Below are 25847 nucleotides of genomic sequence, written 5' to 3' on the forward strand. Positions count from 1 at the left end.
CAAAACCACAAGTTAAGGAGGAATATGATATGAAAAAGATAGTAACTTATTTAGGGGATGCAGATCTATTTGCTGCAGTAATGGTGGCTCAAAAATTATCTTGCCCATTAATGCGAGTTAATGATTTTAAAGCTAGTGGATTAAAAGCTAAAGAGGTTATTCAGATAGGTGGAAATGTAAATGATACTAATAGATTTACAACTATGAAAAATGCAGCTAATAAGTATTTATAGGAGATTTAAAGACTAGTAGGGAATAAAATCCTTACTAGCCTTATTTTTTATTTATAATCATACTTTATTAAGTTACTTTTATATTCTTCGCAGAAAGTAAAAAAATCAGATGGTACTAAGTTAGGTTTGATTAGAGAAAACTTTTTTCCAAACTCAGCTAAATCATCTAGATGATTTAATAATGAACTACTAGGACTAAAAACTATACCTTCACTTTGGGCAAATGACGCAATAGTTGCTAAAACCCCTGTAATGTCTTGTGTACCACTACCACAAGGATATCTTTTATCAGTGAATGCAACTAAAGTATCAGCATAAGCGTCTTGAGCTTTTTTACCATTAATTATATCTTTATTATTTTCGTTTATCTCTATTGTATCAGATTCAATAGGTGTGTCTAAGTTTTTATTTATTTCACTCTTTGATGTAGTTGTTTTAAGTGTATCAATGTTATTTAAATTATTGTAATAGTTGTTAGATAAGTTACCTTGTATTTTATTATACATATTTATCCCTCCTAAATGATGTATCGTACATTATAAACAAAACTTGATATAAACTTATAACAAAAATTTACATTGAATATATTAACTATTATACATATTAATGCTATAATTATATAGAACTATAAAATACGAAGGGATTATATCATGGGAAAAATTTTAAAAGGAAGAAAAGTTAAAGCTTTATTACTAATGTTAGCTTTAGCAATCACAATGTCATTAGCACCTATAACTAGTGCTTATGCAGCAACAACTCCAAGTCTTAGTGTAACATATGTAGAGGAGGCTGTTAATTTAAGCACAGATCCTAGCTATCAATTATGGGATGCTGGAAAGTATCAATCTAACACATATCATCCAACCATAAATTTAACAACAAAAGATGTAGCTGTTATGTTTAAATGGACAGGTTCTTTTGGAAACTCATATGAATCTGTAGATGGTGTAAACTTAGGAACTACAGATTCATTTGATCCAAACTCAAAAGTATATTTTTTGGATATCCAAACTTCTGGTAGTACGACTGTAAAAACAATTGTAGTAAAAGATCTTACACCAGGACAACACACAATAACAATTAAAGGAGTAACAACAACTGGCGTTACAAAAACTGATTATGCAACAGTAAATTTAACTTACTAATTATTTTCATATAGAAAAGGTAGAAAGCAATACAATATTACTTTCTACCTTATTTTTCTTTTGTATAAGCACATAGCTGAGAGTGAACTCAAATAAATTATAGACACTTAATATTGATTATATACATTAAATGTAAAAGTGTTAATAATAAAGTTCTTTTCTTATTTTATAAAATCATTACTCAATTTCCTTAAGTTTATCTTCCTTTCAAAATTTGTAGAAATTCTTCTTTGTTTGAATCTACTAACCTCAACAATGATTCTGTTACTAATCTAGATGTATTTGGTCCCATAGTGACAGTTGCATTTAATTTTCTTTTTTTCTTCATTGTAAATCACCTCAAATTAATTATTGTCTAATAAAGAAGAGTTTATAACATATCTATATATTTTATAGAATTTGTTTTAAAATAAAAAAGAGTAGGATATAACTGAATATATCTACTCTTTTTTATGTGACGTCAAAAATTCGTCAAAAATTATCTGCATTTATAGGTAATTATTAGTGAGGTTTGAAGTTAGCATTGTAATATTGCACCGTGTGTTTTCAATGCTCTTCATATAAAAGTACATAATATTAAAATTGAGGTACACTTATCCCCTAATTATAATATTATAAACAGAGTTCTTTGCTTCAGAGGGAGTTTTTACTCCCAATGAAGCTTAGAAATCGTTATCCAGGGACGTAGCAGCTCTTAACTCCCACTTTGAAGAAGATGGGAGTATTAGAGCTGGTAGTCATCGGATAAATTTCAAATAGGTGTGAAGCTTGAGTTATCAATGTTTCATGCCTATTTAATATATGATTAACAGGATATAATACCAAAGCAAAAATCTAAAAAGGGGCTTTCGCAAAATAGATAACTCTATTTTGTGGTTGTCCTATCAAAAAAACTGAAATCAAAATTTGATTTCAGTTTTTTTATTGAAAATATTAGGGATTAGATTACACAAAATTATACATGGCATATTCCAAAAGAGGAAGAAAACTATGTATACTTACTATCAAATGAGATGACAGCTTTTATTAAGCCGCAGACTTATGAAAAATGGAAAGCTTTTTTAAACGTGGAAAAATAACGTTAAAACTGAATTTATCATGCTATGTTTTGGATATAACATAAATAAATTACACGCAAAAATACAATGTGAAAAATGTGTTACTCACCTACATATGATGAAAAACGTAGCATAAAAACGCCTTAAATCTTAAGGGTTATTAAAGTACACCTAAAAATGAATAACCGAAGGTTTTGGATGTTAAAATTAACAAAACCTTCGGTTATTTTTATTTGGAATAGGAAAAGAAGCATCGCTCCATAACTTAATCAGTTATTTTGCGACGCCCCCTGTCTACTTTAAACAAAAATTGCCTACTTAAATTTATTAATTATTTCCTATACACATATTAGCTAAATCATTACCAAATGAAATAGAATCTTTTGGTACCCAAACTTCTTCAGTTTTCTTACCAAAGTCCATTATGACTTTTTCAAATTCAAAAGTATTTGATTTAACATCAGTTGAAGGAGTTAATGCATTAATATTTTCAATTATTTTTTTGATGAAAATTTCTGATACTTTATTCATATCAGTAATTTGATTGCTTTGTACTTCAGAAATCGTATCATTACCGGCTTTAGTACTTGCTTCAACCATATTAACATATGTAGTTGATATTTTAACCTGAGATACTTCTTTATCACTAGAAACAACTTCTATAGTAGGTTTTAATTTTCTTAAAGCTTCTATTTGAACGTTATAAATTTGATCTAACTGCTCATCAGTAATAGGTAGACCAGCTTGTACAAAACCAGCTTTAGTAGCTTCATTCATTGATTTTTTTTGAATTTCTGCAGTAGATATAATTTCCTCATTTGGCACACCAAGTTTTTCAAATTCGGTGCTATCTTGTAAAATAACTAAGTCATAAAAAGCTTTTGCAGTTTGATCAATAGGAATAGTTTTTTTACTACATCCTAAAAAAATTGATGAAAGACTTAATAACATAACGATACAAAGAATACTAGGTTTTATAAATTTTTTCATATGTAATTCCCCTTTGTTTTTAAAATCTGTAAAGTGTTTTTATTTAGATAATTCTTATTTAAAGTAATTATATAATATAATAAAATTTACCAAGTATCAATTATTTTTGAAATAAAGGTTATTTAAATACATATATTTATATATTTTTATAGTTTATAATATAATTACATAAAACTGCAATGGGGGATAAATATGAAGATAAAAAAATATATTATAATAATTATTATAGTAATTGTTTCGTCTATTGCTTCATTTGTATTGGGAATGAAGTATAGTACTACGAAAAAATATAATTGGGACAAGACCTGCTATCTAAGGGGAATGCATAATAAGATGGTTAGTACTGCATACCATATAACAGCAATAAAGAATAATGTTGATGAAATAAATAAAAATAAGGGTGAAGCTAATGCTTTTAAGGATATATTAGAAGAGCTTAGTTTCATGATTAATGCCTGTGATGAAGGAACTTATTATATGTTCGATGATTTAGTACAGAGAGAGACTTCATATAATCTTTCTCAATCTTTTAGGTTGATTAAAAAATCCGTTGAGGAAGGGATAGTTTTAGATGGTGAAAGAATTTGTTATGGATTCTGGGAAGATAAGGTTATTTCTGAAAATGAAATATTATTTCTTGATTCTGTTCAAAAAGAATTAGACATTATTATAGATAATATGCATGAGGAAAATACAACAAATGTAAGGTTAGAGCTATCTACGGGTGAATTTGATCAAATAGTTAGTGAGTTCACAAGAAAATATGAATGGTCAAATGTGACTGAGCTTGGGCTTAAAAACTAATAAAATACTTATGTATAGGTTATAAAAATGTTTAAGGGAGCTTATTTCAAAAAGCTCCCTAAGTTTATATTATAAGCATTTAATTTATTTTCTTTCCTTAATAATCCCTTTTCTATAGGCATTTAAAAGCATTTGAAGGTAATGAATTTGACTTATTAATTCTTTACCTATATCAGTATCTCTAACCTTTAGCCTTTTAGAGTTAAACTCTAAAATGAAGTTGGTAGATATGATATCTTTCCCCTCATCAATGGCTGTTTGAGTTGATTCAAAAGGCTCATGCTGAACTAATTGAAGGCCATAGGAATTATAAATTAAAGTATAGCCTGCAATGCCTGTCTCAGGTTGGTAAGCCTTGGAGAATCCCCCATCTATAACTAAAAGTTTCCCATTAGCCTTAATAGGATTTTCACCTTTAATAGTTTTAACAGGTACATGTCCATTAATTATATGAGAATGTTTAGGAGAAAGATCAAATTCTATTAATATTTTATTACAAACCTCTTCATTATCTCTAAGATTGAAGTAAGGGCATTTATTTTCCTTATGAGTAATCTTATCATTTATAAAATATCTTTCAAAGGTAGCCATCTTATCCTTACCAAAGAGAGGTGAATCAGGTCCACACCATAAGTACCACATGTAATCTAAAGCATAATGAGCATTTTTACTATCACATTCATTAAAATATGATTCTCTAGCAATTCTATCTACCCTATCTAAATATTCTTTACCGCAGAATTCTTTGTTTCCAAGCTTAACATTCTTAAAAGTGCCATCTTCATTTAAAGGAATGGAGGCATGATATAAAAGATTAGAATTACTCTTTAAATAAAGACTGCCCTTAGAGTAAAGACATCTAACATGTTTCTCAAGTTTTTCACTATTTAAGAAAGAGCTATGAAGCTTAGACATTAATTCTTTTTCTTCATCTGTCAATTTATAAGGGTTATTAATATCTATAGTAGGGAAGTTAGTATCATTTAATACATATTCCTTACCACCTATAATAATTATTCCTTTTTCATAATTAATTTTATCAAGAAGTCTTCTATCATCCATGTTAAATTCAGGGTGTCTTTTAATAATTTCACCTTCTAATTTAAACTGTATAATAGAAATTGCCTTATGCATTTGAGCCATAAGTTTTAAGTCTTTTTCTTTAAAGTAATCATTAGTAACCTTTGGTTTAAAGGATTTACATGGATCATTGGAGTATACATCCATAGCAAAACGAGCTAGAGGTAAAATGTTTATACCATAGCCATCTTCTAAGGTTTCTAGATTAGCATATCTAGTACAAATTCTAATAACATTACAGATGCAACTATCATTTCCAGATGCAGCACCCATCCAAAGTATATCATGATTTCCCCATTGAAAANNTACATAAAATATCCATAATTATGTGAGCTCCAGGACCTCTATCATAGATATCACCTACTATGTGAAGAGAATCTATAGTCAACCTTTGAATAACATTACAAATTGCAGTTATAAAATCGCTAGCTCTACCAATAGAAATAATAGTATCTAATATTCCGTTAAAATAGTCTTGTTTATTTGGTCTCGCTTCAGATTCATGAAGTAGCTCCTCTATAATATAGGAAAAGTCTGCAGGAAGAGCCTTTCTAACCTTAGAACGAGTATATTTAGAAGATACATTTCTACATACCTGAATCAATTGATTAAGAGTAATCTTATACCAATCATCGGGATCATCTTCTTTAGCAAGGGCAATATTTATATACTGTTCAGGGTAATATATAAGAGTACATAAAGCTTTTTTTTCAGATTCTCTAAGGGTATTACCAAAGATATCATTAACTTTTCTTTTTATTACACCTGAAGCATTTTTAAGTACATGTTGGAAAGCTTCATGTTCACCATGAAGATCCGTTAAAAAGTGCTCCGTACCTTTAGGTAAATTTAATATTGCCTCCAAGTTTATAATTTCAGTGCAAGCATCTGATATTGTAGGAAAATTATGAGAAAGAAGTTCTAGGTATTTTAAATCCNNTCAATTATATCAGCACTTATTTCACAAGTTCCGCTCATGATTATCTCCTTCTTAGCAAATAACTATTCAGATAGTTATAGGTAAAATAGTTATCTATAGATAGTTATTAATTAAATTGCTATCTATATAGTTATTTGAAAAATTACTATCTATATAGTTATATGTAATATGCTATATTATAATTATTATTATATATGATATTATACATGAAATTCATATAATTTACTAATATCATAGATAAATAGGTTATCATATATCTATATATATTCTACATATATAATTTTAATATAGTAATCAAATTTCTTAGCATCAATAGAGTTTATATTGGGTATAAATACACAATAAATTATTTTGCATTATTAGAATTGAAAAGATATATTCTACATGATAGGATTAAAGAATAGTAACTGTGAAAAATAAACAAACTATATATATAAAATAAGATTAGGAGTGATAAACATGAATAAAATGCTTAACCTAAAACGCTGGGCTTTACTTGGGGCTACCACTGATACTACAAGATTTGGATACAAAATTTTTAGAGAATTAGAGGATAGAGGATACACTGTTTATGGAATAAATCCTAAATATGATTCTATAGATGGAATAAAGTTATATAAATCTATAGAAGAGCTACCAGAATTAATAGATGGAATAAATGTAATAGTTAATCCTAAAATTACTTTAGAAGCTCTTCCAAAAATAAAAGCAAAAGGAATCAAAAATGTATGGTTTCAACCAGGTTCTTTTAATGAAGAAGTTATAGAAGAAGCTAAAAAATTAGGTTTTAACATAGAACTAGAAGACTGTATGCATGTAGAATTATTGAAATTATAGTCCTTGTTTCATATAGAAAATGTTAAAAACAAATGTGTAATCATGGATTAGAAAGATCTAACTAATAAATAAACTCCAATCTCATTTTTAAATTTGGGTTGGAGTTTTTGTATGACCAATATTCATGAGGAATATAATGACGTTATTATATGCAATTAAAACGATACTAGTTAAAACATAAGTGGTATGAGATAATAGGGAGGCATTATAATTTCATGTAATAGTATTAAAAATAAACTTTAGGAGGCGATAAGGTATGGAAGGATTTTTTAACTCAATAAATAAAATATTTGAGTTTATAGTACCAGTTGCAGACTTTTTATGGGATTTTCCAACTAATTTTCAATGGTATTCTAACATTCCTATAATAGGAAAGTTTTCTTTAGCCATTTTACTTTTAGTAGGATCAGGTATATATTTCACATTTAAATTGGGTTTTGTACAATGTACTAAGTTTAAAAAAGGGATTAAAATACTTGTAGATAAGAAATCTCACGAAGCGGGAATTAGCCCTTTAGCATCATTTCTACTAAGTTCAGCCATGAGAATAGGACCAGGAAATATAGTAGGAGTTACAGGAGCAATTAGTGTAGGAGGACCAGGAGCTATATTTTGGATGTGGGTTTCTGCCTTCTTTGGAATGGCTACAGCCTTTGTAGAAGCAGTTTTAGCTCAAATTTTTAAAGAGAAAAAGGACGATGAGTTTGTTGGAGGACTACCTTTTTATGGGATGAAGATTTTAGGAAATAAAAGAGGAATAGGAATAGTACTAGCTGTTTTATTTATTGTATATGCAATGTTCTGTATACCAGCTCAAACCTTTAATATTGTAACTAGTTTAAGTTCAGTAGTAGAAACAATTACAGGAACAGTTTATGAAAGACAATCATTACTATACTATGCAATTACTATATTATTAATAGCTTCAGTTGTAGTTACTGTATTTAAAGGAATAAATGGTGTTACCAAGGTTACAGATAAGTTAGTGCCTATAATGGCTATAATTTATGTAGGAATAACACTAGTAATAATTATATTTAACTTAGATAAAGTACCTGTATTTTTTACAGCAGTATTTGCCGGTGCCTTTAAGCCACAAGCCATCTTTGGTGGAGCCTTTGGCGTAGCACTTGCTCAAGGAATAAAAAGAGGTCTTATGTCAAATGAAGCTGGACAAGGTACTATAACTATGGCTGCAGCTACTGCAGACACTGATCATCCAGTAGAACAAGGATTAGTACAAGCTCTAGGAGTATTTTTAGATACTATGGTAATTGCCACAATGACAGGAATAGTTGTAGTTATGGCAAGCCTTTGGTCAGCTGAATCAGGAGTGGCTTGGGAGAGTATAAAAGGCTCTAAGCTAACAGTTTATTTAACCTCTGTACAATATTTAATTCCAGGTACAGCCTTTGACTCAATTGCTACTATAATAATATCTTTATGCTATGGATTATTTGCATTTACAACCTTACTTGGAATGATTCTATTTGCAGAGATATCAGGAAACTTTATATCAAAAAGTAAGACATGTATTAATACAATAAGAAGTTTAGGTGCCTTTATATTTGTTCCTTTTGGTTGTTTAACAGTTTTATCAGGACTAGAACTAGGGAACCTATGGTATATATCTGACTTAGTAAACATACTAGTTGTATATGCCAATGTGCCTATATTACTATTAGGATGTAAAATTGTATTTAAAGCTTTAGATAATTATAATAGCACTAAAGGTGCAAGATTTAACTCTCTAGACATAGGAATTGAAACTCCTTGTTGGGGAGACTATGGAATTGATAGTTATAAAGAAGAGAAACAAGTATCTATGTAAATATTTAAATTATATAAAAAAATAGGATAATAATGTATACTAAAATATTACCCATATGATATAATAAATTATATAAGAAAAAATGGAGGAAACAACTGTGAGATATCTTAATATAAAAAAAGGATATACCCCAATGAGCAGCAGTTCTATGACTAAAACTGCAATATTGCAAACCAAGGGGTTACTGTATCTTTTTTTAAGATGATTTTGCAGGAATGATAGTCCTTCAACTTCAAAAGTAACTCCAAGACTTTATTATAAGATTAAATTCTTAATAATAGAGTCTTTTATTATTCTAATTAACAGAGTTCTTAGCTTCTATGAAGCTTTACTAACAGAAATCATTAGGGGGAGTTACAATGAATAACGTAAAAGAAAGTTTAAATATAAATAAAATTAATAAAGGGAAGAGTGTAGATTACTTAGATAGGATAAAGAAAAATATAAAAATTGATTATATGTATAAGTTTTTATCTTCCATAGATATAAGTTCTGCCATTTGGGTATTATATTTAGCTCATAAAGGCATGTCTCTTATAGAAATAGGACTTTTAGAATCAGTTCACCATATAACTAGTTTAATATGTGAAGTTCCAACAGGAGCCATTGCTGATATTGTTGGAAGAAAGAATACTATAATACTTGGAAGGATAATGTCCGCAATTGGGGCAATCTTAATGCTGTTTTGCAATAGTTTTTTAGGGTTTGCCATTGCCTTTGTAATATCCGCCATATCTTATAATTTAAACTCAGGCTCAGAGGAAGCCTTGGTTTATGACTCCTTAAAGGTTACAGGAGAAGAGGAGAAATACCTAAAAATAAATGGAAATTTAAATTTTATAATTGAAGTAGCTCAAGGAATAGCTGTATTAGTTGGAGGAATATTATCAGATTACTCCTTTACATATAGCTATGGATTAGCAGCCATTGTAAGTATATGTGCACTAGGAATTTCCTTTGGATTTAAAGAACCAGAATTTCATGAAGAAGCAAAGGATAGAGTGACTATAGTAGGTCATTTTAAAACCTGTTATGAAGTGATGAAATCTAATAAAAAAATTATACTAATAATGATGTTTTTTGAATTAATATTTATGACCGGAACAACTACTCATTTTTATACTCAACAGTATTTTAGTGAAATGGGATACTCTAGAAGTTTCATAGCAATAATCTATGTAATATCAAGTATAGGCTGTGCCATAGGAGCAAAGTTCGCCTATAAAGTAGAAAGGAAATTAAAAAAAGCTATGCTTTATATAGTTCCAATGTTAGGAGGAGTGTGGCTTATAGTTCTTATTAGCAGTAAGAATTTAATTGCAATCATAGGATTTATTATGTTTTCTGTAAGTATAAATATCCTATATCCTGTTAGTTCTGATTATATAAATAAACTTATCCCATCAGCTCAAAGAGCAACTTTAATATCTGTTCAAAGTATATGCTTCAGTATATTTATGATTATGATATTTCCATTATTAGGGGTTATAGGACAAGTGACTTCATTAAGGGTAGCTTTTATAGTACTTGCAGTGATTCTTTTCATAATAAGCTTTGGAAGTAGGAAAGTTTTAAAGGGGAATAATTGATGTTAGAAGAAATGGAATGCTTAAATTTAATATACAAGAGGACTTTATATTTGGGGAGGATATTTGATGAAAGAAAGGCTTAAAATAATAAAATATTTTATAAGTAAATATTCAAACTTCATGGTACCCAAGTGCTAATGTAAGATTTTATAAAAAAGTAGGCTCTTTCTTTAAAAAAACAATTAAGGCACCTAAAATAGAGGGTGAGTTTAATGATGATCGCGTTATAAGAATAGACATTTCATGGGAAGATGATAATACTGCGGTAATAAGTGGATTTATTGTTAAAAGAAATAGGTATAAACTTGAAAAGATTAAGGAAAATTTTCCAGATAAATGTGATTATGAAATAATAGATAACAATCTGTATTTAAAATTAGAATAATTAAGGAACTCCATAGAAGTTATTCTTTGTATAGTCAATTATATCAGGAGGTGATTTATATAGAATTTATTACAAAATTTTTTTTTGAAGTTCCAACAGCTATAATTCTTTTAGTAATTAACATATTTTGTATAGTTGGTAGCTTAGTGGCATTTCCTTTGATACAAAAGAGCAGCATGATAGAAAAAGAAAAAAATTAGCTACTATTTTAGATACAGTATTTTTGATTTTAAATATGTTTGCCCTAGTTGCATTATTTGCAATAAGTGTATTTTTTTCTACTTTTATTTTTGACTCTGTTTTAAAATAGTGTTGATAATATATTATAAGTATGCAATATATTTAATTTAAAAGTCCAGTGATTCGAAATCACTGGACTTTAGTTCGTAATAGTTTAAGGTTGTAAACTTATTTTTTTATTTCTTCGCATACTAATTTTATAAAAGCATTCTCTTTATTTTTCTCAATTAATCCATCTAATTCTTCTTTTGATAGGTATCCTAGTTTTTCCATGGTTAAACTGTTCCCGCCATCATTACTATGAAATAAATATACTTCATCTCCTATATTAAATTTTCTAGCTCCATTAAAATAATAATTTGCTGATTTAAATATATTTTCTTCTATTTCTAAATTACTATATGTTCCACCAAACATTATTCTTATTTTATTTTCTTGTATATTTATTGATATATTAGTATCTTCTATCTTATCATCTGTTGGTCCATAAGCCGTACCTAATAGAATCTCTTCCCTTACTTTTCCTTTATTCTTATAAACTTCATATACTACCTTTAGTTCATAGCTTTTATCTCTAGGTAAGTTTTTTAAATCATATTTAAATGCTCTATTTCCAGTTAATGATAATATCTCCATTTGTTCATCCGTAAATTCTTTATGTTCAATTGTAAAATTTTCACTTTGAGTACATCCGCTAATAATTAAGGCACTCAATACAATAATTAAAACTAATACTTTTTTCATCTTTTACCCCCAGTAATTTATATTTTTATTATACATTATATTTGTATTAAAATTCCATATTTTTAGAATATTACATGAATATTGGTTGGATATTTTTAAATTCCTTTACTTTTGTATATTTACGAGATATGTTACTATGAACAATGAAATTTTTAATTCTAATAGATTCTTTTTCTCAACTAAATGTTCTTCCATACTTTTTGCAAATGTATCTTTGTTTATTATTATATTTACCATTTTTTAATATCTCTTCACAATTGCAATAAGGGCATACTTTCCCCTTAGAAAATCTCATTTCTTTTTAGACATCCCGTATGTAAAAGGCTTATCATAAATTCTCAAACTATAAATGTTATTATCTAGTCATCTATAAATGCAATGTATTCAGAACCATACCCTGACATACACTAGTGATAAAATATAATCTATACAATGAATAAGAACTAATGTTTGTGTATATAATTAATGTATAGCTATAAAATATATTTAATTTGAGCTCTTTTTAATATATAATTTAATTATAAAGGACGGTGCAAACTTGGAATCAACAAAGGAAAAAGTTAAGCTGGATCAGGTATTAAAGTTTTTGTTTTCCACCTCTAATAAGGTTTTGACTAATCTGCTAAATGGAGTCTTTGAAGAGAACTTTAATGTGGATGAGGTTAGTTTAACTGTAAGTAATAATGAGTTTATTGAAGACACCTTAGATGTATTAAGAGGAGATATGTTCTTTAAGGTTTCAAAAAATGAAAATCAAAAAGTAAGTTATCACCTGGAATTTCAAACTAAAAATGATAGTACTATGATAGTGAGAATGTTTGAATATGGCTTTAAAAAGGCGAAGGAAGAAGCTGATGAAAACAGTCATGTCAAAAAGATTATTTTTCCTAAGCAAAAGGTCATATTTTTTGAAGAAAATAAAAATATAGAGGATAAATTAAGGTTAAATATAGTATTTCCTGATAGTCAAGAAATTGATTATACAGTACCCGTGCTTAAGTATTGGGAATACTCAGATGAGTACCTTATAAACAAAAAGATGTATCCACTTATTCCACTACAATTATTTCAATTAAAAAAGGAATTAATAAAGGCAAACAAGAATAATAACATTGAAAAGATGAAAGAATTATCCTATAAGGCAAAGAAACTAGCAACAAAATTAGCCAATGAATCTAAGGAACTCTGTTAATGAAATCCTAGGAGAAGATTTTCATTAACAGAGTTCTTAGCTTCTTCGAAGCTTAGAAATCGTTATCCAGGGACGTAGCAGCTCTTTACTCCCGCTTTGAAAAAGATGGGAGTATTAGAGCTGCTAGTCATCGGATAAAATGCTATTAGCAATACAAAATTTAATAGAATATCTAAATAGAAATTTTATTAAGGATGAAATTTTAGAAAATGAGGTGAATAGAATGACAAAAACATTATATGATCCAGAGGTTGAAAAGAGGGGTATTGAAAAGGGGAAATTAGACGGAAAGATAGAAGGTAAGGCAGAATTATTAGTAAAACAATTGTTAAAAAAATTTAAAAATTTACCTGAAGAATATGAGAAAAGGATAATGAATTTACCCATTAATGCCATTGATAAAATTGGCATGGATATCTTTGATATAAATTCTGTGGAGGAATTGGAAGAGTATTTTAAGATATAGATAAGTAATAGTTAATAATAAATATATATACCCTGAATTATCCACCGAATTTATTTTTAAAGGATTTATTGAAGATATTTCCTTAGATAATGAATTCGGTGTATTTTGTATTTACTTTTATTGGTGTACAATTAATTTATATTTAGTTTTAGAGCTATGTGCGGAAAATTAAAAAAGGGGATATATAACTATGATAGAATATGGAAGAAGTATAAGATGGTTTAATAATTATAAAGATGAAATTGATTTTTCAAAATCAAGCAAATTTGATTTTATGCAAATTTGGTTTAGTAAAGGGGAATTAGTACTTGATAAGGTATTATTTCCTAAAGAAGAATATGTATTAAATTCAAAATTCCCAGTAATAATTCATGCTGTATATGATATTGATGATTATGATAAATATAATAATGAATTGATTAGGATATTAAAATATTTAAATCATACAGAGGTTATTATACATCCCGTATGTAAAAGTCTTATCATAAATTCTCAAACTATAAATCTACTTGCTGACAACATTTATAAGACTAACCAACTATTAAAAAAGAACAATATAAAACTTTATATTGAGAATAATAGTGTAATTGACAAGATTAACTATACACCAAGTGACTTAAAAGTAGTATTTGATAAAAATCCAGATGTTGAATTACTCCTTGATATTGCTCATATAGATGACTATAATCATTTGGAAGAAATACTTAAAGTGAAATTTCCTAAATGCATACACATAGCAGATAAACATTTTGATGTAGAGCATGAACATCTTCCTATTGGACAAGGTGAACTTGACTTTAGGTTAATTTTTCAAAATTACTTAAAGGACTATGATGGAAAAATCATATTTGAAGTTGTTGATACAGATGAGGAAATTTTAGAATCTAAAAAAATAATTCAAAATATAATTGAAGCTTCAAAGAAGGGAAATACAACTAAGTAAATTTACAATAATGAGGCTACAAAATAGGGCATGAAATATCGAGTGTAAATATATTTATAAAGATAATATTAAATTGGGAGTGAGAAGAATGGATTGGATAAAAAATTTAAATGAGTCTATAAATTATATAGAAGAAAACCTTGATGGTGAGATATCCTATGAAACTATTTCAAAAATTGCTGGATGTTCTGTCTACAATTTTCAAAGAATGTTCTCGTATATAGCGGACAAGCCTTTATCAGAATATATAAGAAACAGACGATTAACAATGGCAGCCTTTGATTTATTAAATAACACAGAAAGAATAATTGATATTTCTTTAAAGTATGGATATGAATCTCAAGATTCATTTACTAGGGCATTTAAAAAATTTCATGGAGTACTACCTTCAAGTGTTAGAAATGAAACTGTACAGTTGAAATCCTGTCCTAAGCTATCCTTTCAAATTTCAATAAAAGGAGAAAATCATATGAATTATCAAGTTGAACAGTGGCCTGAATTTAGAGTAATGGGAGTATCACATAAAGTAAAAACAGCCCAGGCCTTTGAAGTAATTCCTCAGATTTGGGAAAACTCATGGAAGGATGGAACTATGAAAATGTTCCTAGACAACTTTCCTGACTATAGACCTGCAGGTTTTTTAGGAATTGCTCAAGGAGGACAATGGGGAGAGTCGGAAGAAATGGAATACATCATAGCGGTGACAAATCATGTTGATGTANNGATGTACCAAACTGCAAACATGTTCCAGTACTTGAAGGAATGAAGGAGTTTACTTACCCTGCTGCAACATGGGCAATTTTTGAAGCTAATGGAGAACTGCCAGATGCAACTCAAAAGGTTTATAAACAATTTTATAGTGAATGGCTTCCTAATTCAGGATATGAATTAGCTGATCTTCCTGTAATTGAATGCTATATGCAAGAAAATCATCAAGAAGTTTGGATTGCTATTATTAAAAAGTAGAAATATTAAAAAATTACAATTTATTAGAAAAACTTCTAAAATACCCTTGTAATTGACGTAGCGTCAAATGATATTATTTTCTTATGAGGACCTCATAGATTGAAAAAGGAGGTGGTTAAATGAGCCATTTTGAACCAATTCACCAGGTATCGGAACAATTTGGATTAACCAGTCGTACACTTCGTCACTGGGAAGACAAGGGGCTTTTCTATAGTACCCGAGATCCAAAATCAGGCTGGCGTATGTACAATAATGAAGCACTACAGAGAATACGTCTTGTAATATTGCTTAGGGAACTGGATATTCCTTTGAAATTTGTAAAAGTCATCATTGACAGTGCAGACCCTAAAGTTGCTTCAAAGATTATTAGAAATCAAATTAATAAGCTAAGTGAAGAAAATATTGTGATTACTAAGCGAAAAAACTTGTTAAGTAAATGTCTTTCAATTATAAACTCCATGGAGCTTCCATACCATAAGTCAGAATACCTTGTGAATATGGAAGAAGCATTGGCACTTCAAATCATTTCTACAAATAATATGATAGAGCAATGGGAGGATATTATTATGACAAATAACGCAATTACTTCAGGAGCATTACGAATTGTTAGTTTACCTGATATGAGGGTGGCAGTATGTAATGTGATAAGCACTTCTCCAGAGGATGAAGCACTAAAAAAAGTATTGGATTGGGCAGAATCAGAACATTTAATGGGTACTGCTAGAATTTTTGGTTTTAATACCACCGCATATAGTCCAGGTTGTACAGAGTATGGATGGGCAGCTTCTATTACTGTACCAGAACAGGTTGTAATTCCAGAATGTTTTGAAGAAAAAAGGTTGCCAGGTGGTCTATATGCATCGTTAAATAGCACTAATGAAGTATACGATTCATGGCAAACATTAATGCGATTATTGAAAGATAATAATGCATATGCTGTTGATGAAAGCCGTTTATGTCTTGAGGAACACATACCTAGTGGTGAAGGAAATGATTTTTATTTAAATCTGCTGGAGCCAATAACTAAAAAATAACTTTCAAAATCGTTAGCATTTATATAACTAGCTATGTCATCTTAGTTTAAAGTTTAATCTATTCAAAACACTGTACATTCAGAAATGAATATGCAGTGTTTTTTAGCTATGGCTTTGTTTTAAATAGACATTTGTATTAATTTGAAAAATACTTTCGGTGAAATTAATGAAAGACATTTATTAGGGAAGGGAAATATTCATTAAACGAAACAATGTTTTTGAAAAGATGTATCATTTTAGAGTATTAAAAGAGAATAGATAGAAATTAACATATTCAATTAAAATATTAAAAGTATATTTTTGATAAGAGATAAAAAAGAAACAAAAAATATAATAAAATGTAGCATTTTAGAGTATATAAAAGCTAGTTTTAAATGACAGTCTATTATAGTATATTGTTGATTTTAAATAAAATTATCTGTATGGTAAAATATGTTTAAAGAGTTAATAAATTATAAATTGCAAATAAATTCAATGTATAACTAAGTTAATTTTTAAGCTCATAAGGGATATCTCCATATATATGTGGAGAAATTCTTTATATATAATTAATAAAATTTAAATAAGAGGGAGGGGAGATAATATGAGTATTAATAATTTAATGGCTTTAGGAACAGAGGATTTAGAAATTATTGGAGAAATCGGTAAAGAAGAACCATCATGTGGAATCACTAGTGGCTGGGGAAGTTGCGGTAAGTAAGATTTATTTAAAAGCGTCGTAGATATTCTACGACGTTTTTAAATAACTTAAAATTACAAGTTTATGATGTAATATTAGTAAAAGGGGTATTAAAGTGAAAAGAAAAAATTTATCTTTAAGTAAATATTTTTATTCTAATAAAAAAATATTTTTTATATTAATAATTAGTGATATTTTAGCAGCTTTATCAATGGTGATATGGTCTCTTTTTATGAAGGGATTGGCTGATATTGCGATAGAAGGAAACTTAAAGGGAATAACAAGCTTGATACTTTTTGGGCTTTTTTTCTTGGTATCCTTTTTTATTGTTAATAATTTTAAATGCTATTGCAATAGAAGTTTTATAAGAAAAGTTAATACTGCAATTAAAACAGATGTTTTTAATGCAATTTTGTATAAGGATATAAATGAGTTTAATGAAACTAATAGTGGGAAATACATATCTATTCTAAATAATGATATTAATTCTATACAAGGAAATTATTTTAGTAATATACCAAGTATTATAGAAAATATAATTACTTTTTTAGTTGCTTCAGTTACACTATTTATTTATGAACCTTTAATAGCTATAGTTACTTTAATATTAGCGTGTATTCCTATGTTAATTCCTATAATATTAGGCAAAAAAATATCGGGACAACAAAAAAAATATTTTGATTTTTTAGAAATATATAATAATAAAATAAAAGATATATTTAATGGATTTGAAGTAATAAAAAGTTTTAATGCTGAAAATCAAACAAAAAAGTTATATAAAGATTCAAACTATAATGTAGAAGACTCTAGATATAATTTTAGTAAATCTAAAGATATGTTGATAATTATACAGTATACATTAAATTATGTGTCAGGAATAATTCAATTAGTATTTTCCATATATCTTGTTTTAACTGGCAAAATTACTTTAGGTGTATTTTTAGGAACAATGCAAATATCAAATTATGTTACAAATCCAATTAGACAAGTATCTGGACAACTAGTTAATTTAAAATCCATAAAATTTATAAAATTAAAAATAGAACAAATCCTTAATGAATCAAATGAATCTAAGATTAATGGACAATCTTTGATTAGATCTATGCCAATTAAAATAGAAAATTTGAATTTTCGATATGACGATGATAATTTAGTTTTAAATAATATTAACTTTATTTTTGAAGAAGGTAAGAAATATGCAATTGTAGGTAATAGTGGTTCAGGAAAATCTACCTTGGTAAAGCTTATAATGAAATATTATGATAACTATGAAGGAAAAATTATTATAGGTGAACAAGAGTTAAGAAGTGTTGATAAAGCTTCCTTGTGTAATAAATTTTCAATGATACACCAAAGGGTAATAATATTTGATGATACATTAAAAAATAATATCACAATGTTTAAAGATTATGAGAATGAAGATATATTGAAAGCTATAAATGATTCGGCGTTGCAAAGTTTAATTGAAGATTTACCGCAGGGGCTAGAAACAAAAGTTCAAGAAAGTGGAAACAATTTTTCTGGAGGAGAACAACAAAGAATATCAATTGCACGAGCTTTTTTAAAAAATACATCTGTAATGATATTGGATGAAGTAACATCAAATTTAGATAATGAAACAGGAAGAAAAATAGAGAAAATAATTATTGAAAAAAGTAACTTAACTGCAATAGTAGTAACACACAAACTAGTTGAAAATGTCTTAACAAAATATGATTGTATAATTGCATTAAATCATGGAGAGATTTGCGAATACGGTTCTTTTGATGAATTAATGAATAATAAAGGATATTTTTATAGTTTATATACAGTAAATAATTAATTTTAATAGGGTAATTATTATATTAGTATAAAGTGGGGGAATTTATATATTATGAAGATAGTTGATAATGTAAATGCATTTTTAAAGATATCAATTGAAGAAGTTAATCCTAAAAATATTGAAGGAGTCTATTTGTTAAGGGGAAAATTTAATTATAAAGATAATGTTATTAATATAGTTGATTTTTTTAATATAGATAAATTTAATAATTCAGATATTCACAATGAATTATGTATTAATAAATATTTTTTATTGAAAAGTATGGAAGAATTTAAAAAAAATAGATGGGTATATATTCTTATAAATAAATACTCCAATAAAACTCCCAATGCAGATATATATAACAGTACTTGGACATTAATGAAAGAAATAGCAGATAGTATAGGATGTAAATTACCCTTAGTTAGGGGTAGAATTTGCGATGAATCAATAAACTTTGAAATTTATAACAATAATGAAATTATATTAGAGAAAGAATTTTATACAAAATTTGATGAATATGATTTATCAATGTGGGATTTGAAAATATTATCCAATGAATTATATAGTAAATCAGCAATATATCATAAAAATACCAATTCATTGACCCTAGTAAGTAGAGATAATTCAAGTGGAATTATGGAATTACAAAATAAATTTAATGATAATAAACTAACTAATTTACAAAAAGTAGCTTATGAAAAATTTATATATGATCACTTTCCGCTAGATAATCAATATAAAATGATTTCTAATGAAAATTTTGTTAGTACAGGTACTCTGAATCATATTGAATTTATGATTCAGTTAGGATGTAATCTAAAATGTAAATATTGTTATGCTAATGAAGGAACCTATGGATTTTCAGAAAATATAGTTTTTGATGAAGAAAGTGCAGTGGAAATACTTAATGGCATTGTTAATAAAGGGATTCACTCAGTAAAGGAAATAACTTTTTTTGGTGGTGAACCTAGTATTTATCCTAAAGCTATAGAAGCTATATGCAAACATTGTAAATCACTTTATAAAGATGGTCATTTAAAACTAATACCTATATTCAACATGGTTACCAATTGTGTAAATATGAGTAATGAATTAATTGAAACAATAAAAAAATATGAAATAAAACTTACTATTAGTTTAGATGGTCCAGAATATATTAATGATAAATTAAGAATAAATAAAAATGATGAGGGTACGTATACGTTGGTTTATAATAATTTAATGAAAATGAAAGAAAGTCATATAAAACCCGTATTGATAGAATCTACTTATACAAATATTCATGAAGAAAATAATATTTCTAGGCAGGAGTTAATAAATATGCTAGAAGAAAAATTTTCTATACCAGTTTATTTAGCAGATTGCTCCAGTTTAAAATTTAAACCTAGAACATGTGCGGATATTAATACAGATTTTATTAACCGCATAGATAACAGTATATTAAGTAGTGATAATGAAAAGGTAGATAATTTGGCATTAAAATTAATAAGAAAGATATTAGTTGTTTTAAATAATAAGGAATTAAAAAATAATATATATTGTACAGCAGGATATAAGGCAATTAGTGTTTTAGGAAATGGAGATTATTATCCATGTCATTTATTTGTTGGCAATAAAACTTATAAAATTGGAAATATATTAAATGATGAAAGCAAGTTAACGTTTAAAAATATTTTACAAAAAAGTGATATGGAACTATGTAAAAAATGCTGGGCAAGTGAATTTTGTGATGAATGCACATATAATATTATAAATAATGATATAAGTTCATGCGATGAAAGAAAAATTATTATAGAACATGTCATCTTATCATATATAAATTTAAGTACTGAAGACAAGAAAAAATTAATGGATAAATGCACTAATAAAAATCATTAAAAATTTTAATATAAAAATAGTCATTACCATGAAAACAATCTATATAATAGACACTTTAAAAAGATTATTAATAGTAATTATTATAAATATTTAAATTAGCACTTGGCATAAGTCAGGTGTTTTTTTATATAGGAATGTCTAACTGATAAATAAGTAATTAGGTGAAATTTAAGTTGTCTATGGTAAAATTGTTTTAATTTAACTTTTATTGGAGTATAATTTATTTTAGAGTTCACAATTAATTATAAACCATAGGGAACAAATAAAGGGGAGTATATTAAGTGGATTTAAAATCATGGAACGATGATATTAAGGAATTAAGAAAGATAATTTTGAAACCAGATAAAATTCAAGAAAGTAAAAGTTTGGCTTTAAGTTTGCATTCAATGGTCCATTTATCCATTATGTCAGGAGTAGATAAAAAAACTTTTGAAGATGAATTATGGGAAGGGTTAGATGAGAGCGCAGTATTGGATGTAAAGGCATCAAATTGGCTTATTGATTTTTGGGGTAGGAAGAATGTAGCGGGAATTATATTAATGCCAATGACGAGACATCAAGTGATACACATAAATGAATCATTAAGTGCAAAAAAGAAGTCGAAATCAAAGGCTTTATAACAGGAGGATATAAATGAAGATTTTTGACATTATTATTCCAGTGCTTTTAATTTTAATAATTTTAAAGCAGCTAAAATATATAAAAGCCTTAATAATACCAATAAGAAAAAGGCCTATAGAGATTGTTATTGTATTGTTTAGTATTATTATTTTCATAGGCATTATGTATTTCTATGCTAATATTTGGATTCATTATGTAATAGGAATATTATGTATTTTTGCGTTTATTAGCAGCTGGATTAAGCAAGGAATTAGCTCCCAAGGTTTTATATCAATGTATAGATATAAAGAGATTATATTGTGGAATGAGATTGAGAAAGTTCAAGTAACTAATTCAAAGGATGTAAAAGTTAAACTATTTGGTGGTTTTATGGAGCAAACCTTTCATTTTAAAAACAGTGATTACCATAAAGTTATTAATATTTTAAAAGAAAAATCACCTGTTGAAGCAGAGCTAGAAATAAATAATTATAAATAATTATATAAAAATAAAAATACCACATTATTCTATTTTGGATAATGTGGTATTTTTCAAGTAATCACTTAATTCTAATTACTACACCTTAATTTACTTATCTTTATATATTTCTAAATACTTTTTATAATTATAGTCCACTATATCAACATAATTTGCAGTTTCTTTATAAGGGATGTTATTTAGTGTTGCTCCATCACTTGAATAATTACTATCCTGTAACCATTCAGTGGTAATATTCATTCCTGCATTATAGGCTGCAACTACAGTATTTTGCTCAGAAAAATTTTTCTGAAGGATAGAAATAAAAAACACACCATATCGAATATTAGTATCTGCATCAAACAAATCATCATAGGTGGTAGAACTTTCTCCTAACTGAGGTTTTAACCAGTTGAATGTATCTTCTGTTAGCTGCATTAAACCTCTTGCTTTAGCTGAAGAAATAGCCTGATTATTAAAATTGCTTTCCTGCTTTATCATTGCATACACCAAATATTTATCAACATCAAACTCTTTACAATATTTATTTATAGAATCCTTATACTCAATCTGAAAGGTTTCTTGTTCATGAGGATTTTTACTGTTAAAAGAATAAATAAATAACATACCCCAACCAATAATAATTAAAACAAGTAAAAGTTTTTTAAAATTAAATCTTTTTTTCTTCAAAAAAGTTCCTCCTCAAAGCCTTATTTACCATAGGCGAAATAGTTATAGACTTTTTTATATTTTACAACTTATCTATAACTAGCTTACTTAATTTAATTATAGATTAAAACACTTAAGGAATTCATTACAAATTTCTTAAGTGTTTAATATATTTATATTATTTAATTTACATTTAAGTAAAGTGTGAAATATACATAAATATTTATGTACAATCATTAAACTAATGTAGAAAACTTACATATCCTCGTATACTGGTTCTCCTTCAATAAAAGTAGAAACAAGCCCAAACCTTTCAAAATAAGTATGTAGCTTTTGACATGCGAATTTTTCAGTAGAATAAATTATATATTGATATTTTGTTTTCTCTAAACTTTTTTATTAATTCTTTATCCATTTAATAGAAGGATTTTAATCTTCTAATATCCCAAATAGAAGGATGGTGTAGAACTAACATTGCATTTGTTGCTCCATCATCAATAATACTCTGCAAAATTTCTTTAGTCGGAAACATAGCAGAATAAACTGAATTAATTTCATTTGTGAAGTCACAAACCATGCCCATACTTCTTTCTTTAAAATTTGGATAAAGGAATTCTTCTATTAATTTTATAAGGTCATAATGCTATGTTGAAAAAACATAGCATTTTTATATTATATGAATTAAGATGCCTCAATCTTAACTTTTACTTCATCAAAACCGCAATTCAAGAAAATATTTTTAAGAAGGTCTATAGTGTCTACAGTAACCTTATCAAGGAATCCATCTTTGATTACCCTTTCTTCAGTCTTAGATTTTTCTGCTACAATTTCACTTAACATATCATCCATAGTTAATTTATTAAATATGGAGTTCTTTTCATCAAATATAAAAACCTCATCTTCATTTACATTATGAGTAAGGATAGAACAAGGTGGAATAGTTATGGTGAGTATATTTTTATCTATAGAAAAAGTAGCAGCGCTAAAATCTAACCCAGCAGTAATATAGCCATTATATTTAATGACAAAGGATTTCTCAGTAAAAGGAATAGTAATATCCTTAAAGCTTAAGCTATTCTTCACAGAAATCACATTAGAGTAATCATAACGGGAAGTAGCCAGCTCGGATATGGATATAAGTTTTTCAGATACAAAATCACTCTTTTTCTCTAAATTATTTTTAGTAGTTAAAGAATTTATAAATAAACAAGCAGTAATTATAGCTATTATAAAAATCACAATCTTAATCTTCTTAAAAAAGGAAAAGAACTTTTTTATCTTGGATTTTTTCAAAATAATCACCCCGCAAAATTATCTTTTTAATGTTTATGCTAGAGGAGTATATATTATGAATGTAATGAGATATAATGGTATAAAGTAAAATATTATCCATGGGGTCAGACCCCGTAAAAGTCTACGAAAGTGTTATCTTACGCTTTTGTAATCTTCATGTAATATAAATAAATATAAAAAAGTACACTTAGTATATATAATCATAGAAGTAGATAATTTATTTTGGAGGTTAAATTTTATGAAAAAATTAGATTCTTTTACTTTAAAGATTATAGCTATGATATTTATGCTTATGGATCATATTCTAACTTATATAGGAACTGGTGAAGGGGTAAGTATTCCAATATGGTTTGGATATTTTGGAAAGATTGCCGCACCTATATTCTTTTTCTTAATAGTTGAAGGATTTTTCCATACTAGGAGTAAAAATAGGTACATGCTAAGACTATTTGCTTTTAGCGGAGTAATGCTAGTTATAGATTATATATTAGGTATTCATAATAATATATTTTTATCTCTTGGACTTTCAGTAACACTTCTAACATGTATTGATAAAGCTAAGGAAACACATAGAAATAACGAAAATTATATTATATGGGTAATGTTTTCTGTAATTGCATTAGTAGTAGAGTTGTTTACTGAGGCTTCATTTTATGGCGTTACAATGACATTGATATTTTACTTCTTAAGAGAGAAGAAGGGTGTTATGGGTTTAGCATATATAATCTGTAGTATTATTCCCGTATTTACGGCGCTTGGAAATGGAGAATTATTTTTAGAATCTATATTAGTTTGGGATTATCAATGGATGATGGTGTTTGCTATAATTCCTATACTAATGTATAACGGAAAATTAGGTATTAATAATAAGTTTACTAAATGGATGTTTTATTGTTTTTATCCAATACATCTTATAGCAGTAGTACTTATAGGAAGGATATAAATATATCCATGGGGTCAGACCCCGTGACAAAATTTGGGATATAACTTCCCTTAAAAAAGAAAGGAAGTTTAGTATGTTTGAGTATATTAATGAAGAACTTATAGCTGCTAAGGAAAAAATGTGGAGAAAAGAGAAGTTTGAGGGTATGATTAGGCATACGGAAGAAGCTCTTGAAAAAGAAGTAAATAGAAAGATAGAACTTGAAAAAGCTCTTAAAGATGAGGATAAGGATGTAAAAAAGCTTGAATCCTTAAGTATTACTAACATATTTTATTCTATACTTGGAAGTAAAGAGCAGCAGCTTGATAAAGAGAGACAAGAGTTCCTTGCAGCAAAGTTAAAGTATGATGAATGTTGCCACTCAGTTCTTATGTTAGAAAAGGATCTTGAATCCTATAAACTGTCATTTAACAATTTACTTGATGCAGAGGATGAATATGAAGCAGTATTAAAGAAAAAAGAAGCCTTTATATTAGGTTTAAATAATGAGAACTCTAAAAAGTTACTTGAAATTATGGACAAGATTCCTTCTATTGAAGCTCAGAAGAAAGAGTTACAGGAAGCAATAGCTGCTGGTGATGCTGCTAGAAATGAACTTCAATTTGTAGTAGATTCTCTTGAAAGTGCTGATGGATGGGGAACCTGGGATATACTAGGGGGAGGTCTTTTAGCTACAGCAGCTAAACACTCTGAAATTGATAAAGCTAAAGAGTATGCACAAAATACAAAAGTTGCACTGATGAAATTTCAAAATGAATTAGCAGATGTGGATTTAGCAATGGATATAGATATAAACATTGGTTCTTTTGAAACCTTTGCAGATTACTTTTTTGATGGATTAATATCTGACTGGATTGTACAATCAAAAATCAGTGATTCTTTAAAAAGTGTATGTAACGTTGTATATAATGTAGAGGACATAATAAAATCCCTTAAAGCAAAGCTTACTACTGTAGAAAATGAATTATCTTCAATAAAAGAAAATATGAAATCGCTTATTGAAGAAGTGTAAATATTTGTAACGGGG

General features: G+C 27.6%; 24 protein-coding genes and 3 pseudogenes. 18 read left to right on the forward strand and 9 right to left on the reverse strand.

The window, feature by feature from the left end; all coding sequences use genetic code 11:
* Window positions 1–233: pseudogene (locus tag B2671_RS02025) on the forward strand (hypothetical protein); the annotation flags it as partial.
* A 47-nt stretch (window positions 234–280) separates the two neighbouring features.
* On the opposite strand, the gene B2671_RS02030 reads toward B2671_RS02025, so the two are convergent.
* Window positions 281–739 (reverse strand): hypothetical protein, encoded by a 459-nt coding sequence (locus B2671_RS02030; RefSeq protein ID WP_346868923.1) that lies wholly within the window; start codon window positions 737–739, stop codon window positions 281–283.
* A gap of 144 nt (window positions 740–883) precedes the next feature.
* Between B2671_RS02030 and B2671_RS02035 the strand changes: the two genes are divergently transcribed.
* The gene (locus tag B2671_RS02035) at window positions 884–1378 is read left to right on the forward strand and encodes a hypothetical protein (protein WP_346868924.1); all 495 of its coding nucleotides are present in this window, start codon (window positions 884–886) and stop codon (window positions 1376–1378) included.
* A 196-nt stretch (window positions 1379–1574) separates the two neighbouring features.
* On the opposite strand, the gene B2671_RS02040 is transcribed toward B2671_RS02035, so the two are convergent.
* Window positions 1575–1706: a hypothetical protein gene (locus tag B2671_RS02040; RefSeq protein ID WP_346868925.1), complete on the reverse strand. Its 132-nt coding sequence runs from the start codon at window positions 1704–1706 to the stop codon at window positions 1575–1577.
* 1057 nt (window positions 1707–2763) lie between these two features.
* A complete protein-coding gene (locus tag B2671_RS02045) occupies window positions 2764–3426 on the reverse strand; it encodes a hypothetical protein (protein WP_346868926.1) in 663 nt (220 codons plus the stop codon).
* A gap of 192 nt (window positions 3427–3618) precedes the next feature.
* Between B2671_RS02045 and B2671_RS02050 the strand changes: the two genes are divergently transcribed.
* Complete coding sequence (locus tag B2671_RS02050) at window positions 3619–4230, forward strand: hypothetical protein (RefSeq protein ID WP_346868927.1); 612 nt, start codon at window positions 3619–3621, stop codon at window positions 4228–4230.
* A gap of 84 nt (window positions 4231–4314) precedes the next feature.
* Here B2671_RS02050 and B2671_RS02055 read toward each other — a convergent pair.
* Window positions 4315–6247 (reverse strand): annotated as a pseudogene (locus B2671_RS02055) (fructose-1,6-bisphosphatase); the annotation flags it as partial.
* A 462-nt stretch (window positions 6248–6709) separates the two neighbouring features.
* Between B2671_RS02055 and B2671_RS02060 the strand changes: the two are divergent.
* From B2671_RS02060 to B2671_RS02070, 3 genes are all read left to right on the forward strand, one after another.
* Window positions 6710–7087 (forward strand): CoA-binding protein, encoded by a 378-nt coding sequence (locus tag B2671_RS02060; RefSeq protein WP_051823942.1) that lies wholly within the window; start codon window positions 6710–6712, stop codon window positions 7085–7087.
* Between the two features lie 256 nt (window positions 7088–7343).
* Window positions 7344–8918 carry an amino acid carrier protein gene (locus tag B2671_RS02065; protein WP_346868928.1) on the forward strand — a complete coding sequence of 525 codons (1575 nt, stop codon included), beginning with the start codon at window positions 7344–7346 and terminating at the stop codon, window positions 8916–8918.
* 359 nt (window positions 8919–9277) lie between these two features.
* Window positions 9278–10507 (forward strand): MFS transporter, encoded by a 1230-nt coding sequence (locus B2671_RS02070; protein WP_346868929.1) that lies wholly within the window; start codon window positions 9278–9280, stop codon window positions 10505–10507.
* Between the two features lie 793 nt (window positions 10508–11300).
* Here B2671_RS02070 and B2671_RS02075 read toward each other — a convergent pair.
* Window positions 11301–11876 (reverse strand): hypothetical protein, encoded by a 576-nt coding sequence (locus B2671_RS02075; RefSeq protein WP_346868930.1) that lies wholly within the window; start codon window positions 11874–11876, stop codon window positions 11301–11303.
* A gap of 178 nt (window positions 11877–12054) precedes the next feature.
* Window positions 12055–12177, reverse strand: a pseudogene (locus B2671_RS02085) (IS1/IS1595 family N-terminal zinc-binding domain-containing protein); the annotation flags it as partial.
* 237 nt (window positions 12178–12414) lie between these two features.
* Here B2671_RS02085 and B2671_RS02090 point away from each other — a divergent pair.
* The 10 genes from B2671_RS02090 (at window position 12415) to B2671_RS02130 (ending at window position 21936) form a co-directional block, all read left to right on the forward strand.
* A complete protein-coding gene (locus B2671_RS02090) occupies window positions 12415–13068 on the forward strand; it encodes an Rpn family recombination-promoting nuclease/putative transposase (RefSeq protein WP_346868931.1) in 654 nt (217 codons plus the stop codon).
* Window positions 13069–13291: 223 nt separating this feature from the next.
* Window positions 13292–13534, forward strand: a complete 243-nt coding sequence (locus tag B2671_RS02095; RefSeq protein WP_346868262.1) for a DUF4351 domain-containing protein — start codon at window positions 13292–13294, stop codon at window positions 13532–13534.
* 190 nt (window positions 13535–13724) lie between these two features.
* Window positions 13725–14477 (forward strand): sugar phosphate isomerase/epimerase family protein, encoded by a 753-nt coding sequence (locus B2671_RS02100; protein ID WP_346868932.1) that lies wholly within the window; start codon window positions 13725–13727, stop codon window positions 14475–14477.
* A gap of 208 nt (window positions 14478–14685) precedes the next feature.
* Entirely contained in the window at window positions 14686–15243 is a 558-nt protein-coding gene (locus tag B2671_RS02105) for an AraC family transcriptional regulator (RefSeq protein WP_422653216.1), read from the forward strand.
* Complete coding sequence (locus tag B2671_RS17550; protein ID WP_414632603.1) at window positions 15240–15443, forward strand: GyrI-like domain-containing protein; 204 nt, start codon at window positions 15240–15242, stop codon at window positions 15441–15443. The genes B2671_RS02105 and B2671_RS17550 overlap by 4 nt, the downstream gene beginning before the upstream one ends.
* A 119-nt stretch (window positions 15444–15562) precedes the next feature.
* Window positions 15563–16477 (forward strand): MerR family transcriptional regulator, encoded by a 915-nt coding sequence (locus B2671_RS02110; protein WP_346868933.1) that lies wholly within the window; start codon window positions 15563–15565, stop codon window positions 16475–16477.
* Window positions 16478–17271: 794 nt separating this feature from the next.
* A complete protein-coding gene (locus B2671_RS02115) occupies window positions 17272–18978 on the forward strand; it encodes an ABC transporter ATP-binding protein (RefSeq protein ID WP_346868934.1) in 1707 nt (568 codons plus the stop codon).
* Window positions 18979–19029: 51 nt separating this feature from the next.
* Complete coding sequence (locus tag B2671_RS02120) at window positions 19030–20838, forward strand: radical SAM/SPASM domain-containing protein (protein WP_346868935.1); 1809 nt, start codon at window positions 19030–19032, stop codon at window positions 20836–20838.
* A gap of 281 nt (window positions 20839–21119) precedes the next feature.
* Entirely contained in the window at window positions 21120–21458 is a 339-nt protein-coding gene (locus B2671_RS02125; RefSeq protein ID WP_346868936.1) for a hypothetical protein, read from the forward strand.
* Window positions 21459–21471: 13 nt separating this feature from the next.
* A complete protein-coding gene (locus tag B2671_RS02130) occupies window positions 21472–21936 on the forward strand; it encodes a hypothetical protein (protein WP_346868937.1) in 465 nt (154 codons plus the stop codon).
* A gap of 90 nt (window positions 21937–22026) precedes the next feature.
* Here the strand turns inward: B2671_RS02130 and B2671_RS02135 are convergent, their stop codons facing one another.
* The 3 genes from B2671_RS02135 to B2671_RS02145 all read right to left on the reverse strand — a co-directional run bounded on the left by B2671_RS02135 (window position 22027) and on the right by B2671_RS02145 (window position 23877).
* The gene (locus B2671_RS02135; protein ID WP_346868938.1) at window positions 22027–22605 is read right to left on the reverse strand and encodes a lytic transglycosylase domain-containing protein; all 579 of its coding nucleotides are present in this window, start codon (window positions 22603–22605) and stop codon (window positions 22027–22029) included.
* 394 nt (window positions 22606–22999) lie between these two features.
* The gene (locus B2671_RS02140) at window positions 23000–23215 is read right to left on the reverse strand and encodes a hypothetical protein (RefSeq protein WP_346868942.1); all 216 of its coding nucleotides are present in this window, start codon (window positions 23213–23215) and stop codon (window positions 23000–23002) included.
* 50 nt (window positions 23216–23265) lie between these two features.
* Window positions 23266–23877: a DUF4230 domain-containing protein gene (locus B2671_RS02145; protein ID WP_346868939.1), complete on the reverse strand. Its 612-nt coding sequence runs from the start codon at window positions 23875–23877 to the stop codon at window positions 23266–23268.
* Window positions 23878–24115: 238 nt separating this feature from the next.
* Here B2671_RS02145 and B2671_RS02150 point away from each other — a divergent pair, with 238 nt between their 5' ends.
* Both B2671_RS02150 and B2671_RS02155 read left to right on the forward strand, forming a co-directional pair.
* A complete protein-coding gene (locus B2671_RS02150) occupies window positions 24116–24820 on the forward strand; it encodes a TraX family protein (RefSeq protein WP_346868940.1) in 705 nt (234 codons plus the stop codon).
* A 73-nt stretch (window positions 24821–24893) separates the two neighbouring features.
* Window positions 24894–25832: a hypothetical protein gene (locus B2671_RS02155; RefSeq protein ID WP_346868941.1), complete on the forward strand. Its 939-nt coding sequence runs from the start codon at window positions 24894–24896 to the stop codon at window positions 25830–25832.
* The last annotated feature ends 15 nt before the right edge of the window (window positions 25833–25847 follow it).

The sequence above is a fragment of the Clostridium sp. UBA5119 genome (assembly GCF_002414285.1).
Taxonomy (GTDB): domain Bacteria; phylum Bacillota; class Clostridia; order Clostridiales; family Clostridiaceae; genus Clostridium_J; species Clostridium_J sulfidigenes.

Bases quoted from the DNA above. Each gene is read 5' to 3' on its own strand.
- B2671_RS02030 (WP_346868923.1), bottom strand. From the start codon at position 739: ATGTATAATAAAATACAAGGTAACTTATCTAACAACTATTACAATAAT.
- B2671_RS02035 (WP_346868924.1), top strand. From the start codon at position 884: ATGGGAAAAATTTTAAAAGGAAGAAAAGTTAAAGCTTTATTACTAATG.
- B2671_RS02040 (WP_346868925.1), bottom strand. From the start codon at position 1,706: ATGAAGAAAAAAAGAAAATTAAATGCAACTGTCACTATGGGACCAAAT.
- B2671_RS02045 (WP_346868926.1), bottom strand. From the start codon at position 3,426: ATGAAAAAATTTATAAAACCTAGTATTCTTTGTATCGTTATGTTATTA.
- B2671_RS02050 (WP_346868927.1), top strand. From the start codon at position 3,619: ATGAAGATAAAAAAATATATTATAATAATTATTATAGTAATTGTTTCG.
- B2671_RS02060 (WP_051823942.1), top strand. From the start codon at position 6,710: ATGAATAAAATGCTTAACCTAAAACGCTGGGCTTTACTTGGGGCTACC.
- B2671_RS02065 (WP_346868928.1), top strand. From the start codon at position 7,344: ATGGAAGGATTTTTTAACTCAATAAATAAAATATTTGAGTTTATAGTA.
- B2671_RS02070 (WP_346868929.1), top strand. From the start codon at position 9,278: ATGAATAACGTAAAAGAAAGTTTAAATATAAATAAAATTAATAAAGGG.
- B2671_RS02075 (WP_346868930.1), bottom strand. From the start codon at position 11,876: ATGAAAAAAGTATTAGTTTTAATTATTGTATTGAGTGCCTTAATTATT.
- B2671_RS02095 (WP_346868262.1), top strand. From the start codon at position 13,292: ATGACAAAAACATTATATGATCCAGAGGTTGAAAAGAGGGGTATTGAA.
- B2671_RS02100 (WP_346868932.1), top strand. From the start codon at position 13,725: ATGATAGAATATGGAAGAAGTATAAGATGGTTTAATAATTATAAAGAT.
- B2671_RS17550 (WP_414632603.1), top strand. From the start codon at position 15,240: ATGAAGGAGTTTACTTACCCTGCTGCAACATGGGCAATTTTTGAAGCT.
- B2671_RS02110 (WP_346868933.1), top strand. From the start codon at position 15,563: ATGAGCCATTTTGAACCAATTCACCAGGTATCGGAACAATTTGGATTA.
- B2671_RS02120 (WP_346868935.1), top strand. From the start codon at position 19,030: ATGAAGATAGTTGATAATGTAAATGCATTTTTAAAGATATCAATTGAA.
- B2671_RS02130 (WP_346868937.1), top strand. From the start codon at position 21,472: ATGAAGATTTTTGACATTATTATTCCAGTGCTTTTAATTTTAATAATT.
- B2671_RS02150 (WP_346868940.1), top strand. From the start codon at position 24,116: ATGAAAAAATTAGATTCTTTTACTTTAAAGATTATAGCTATGATATTT.
- B2671_RS02155 (WP_346868941.1), top strand. From the start codon at position 24,894: ATGTTTGAGTATATTAATGAAGAACTTATAGCTGCTAAGGAAAAAATG.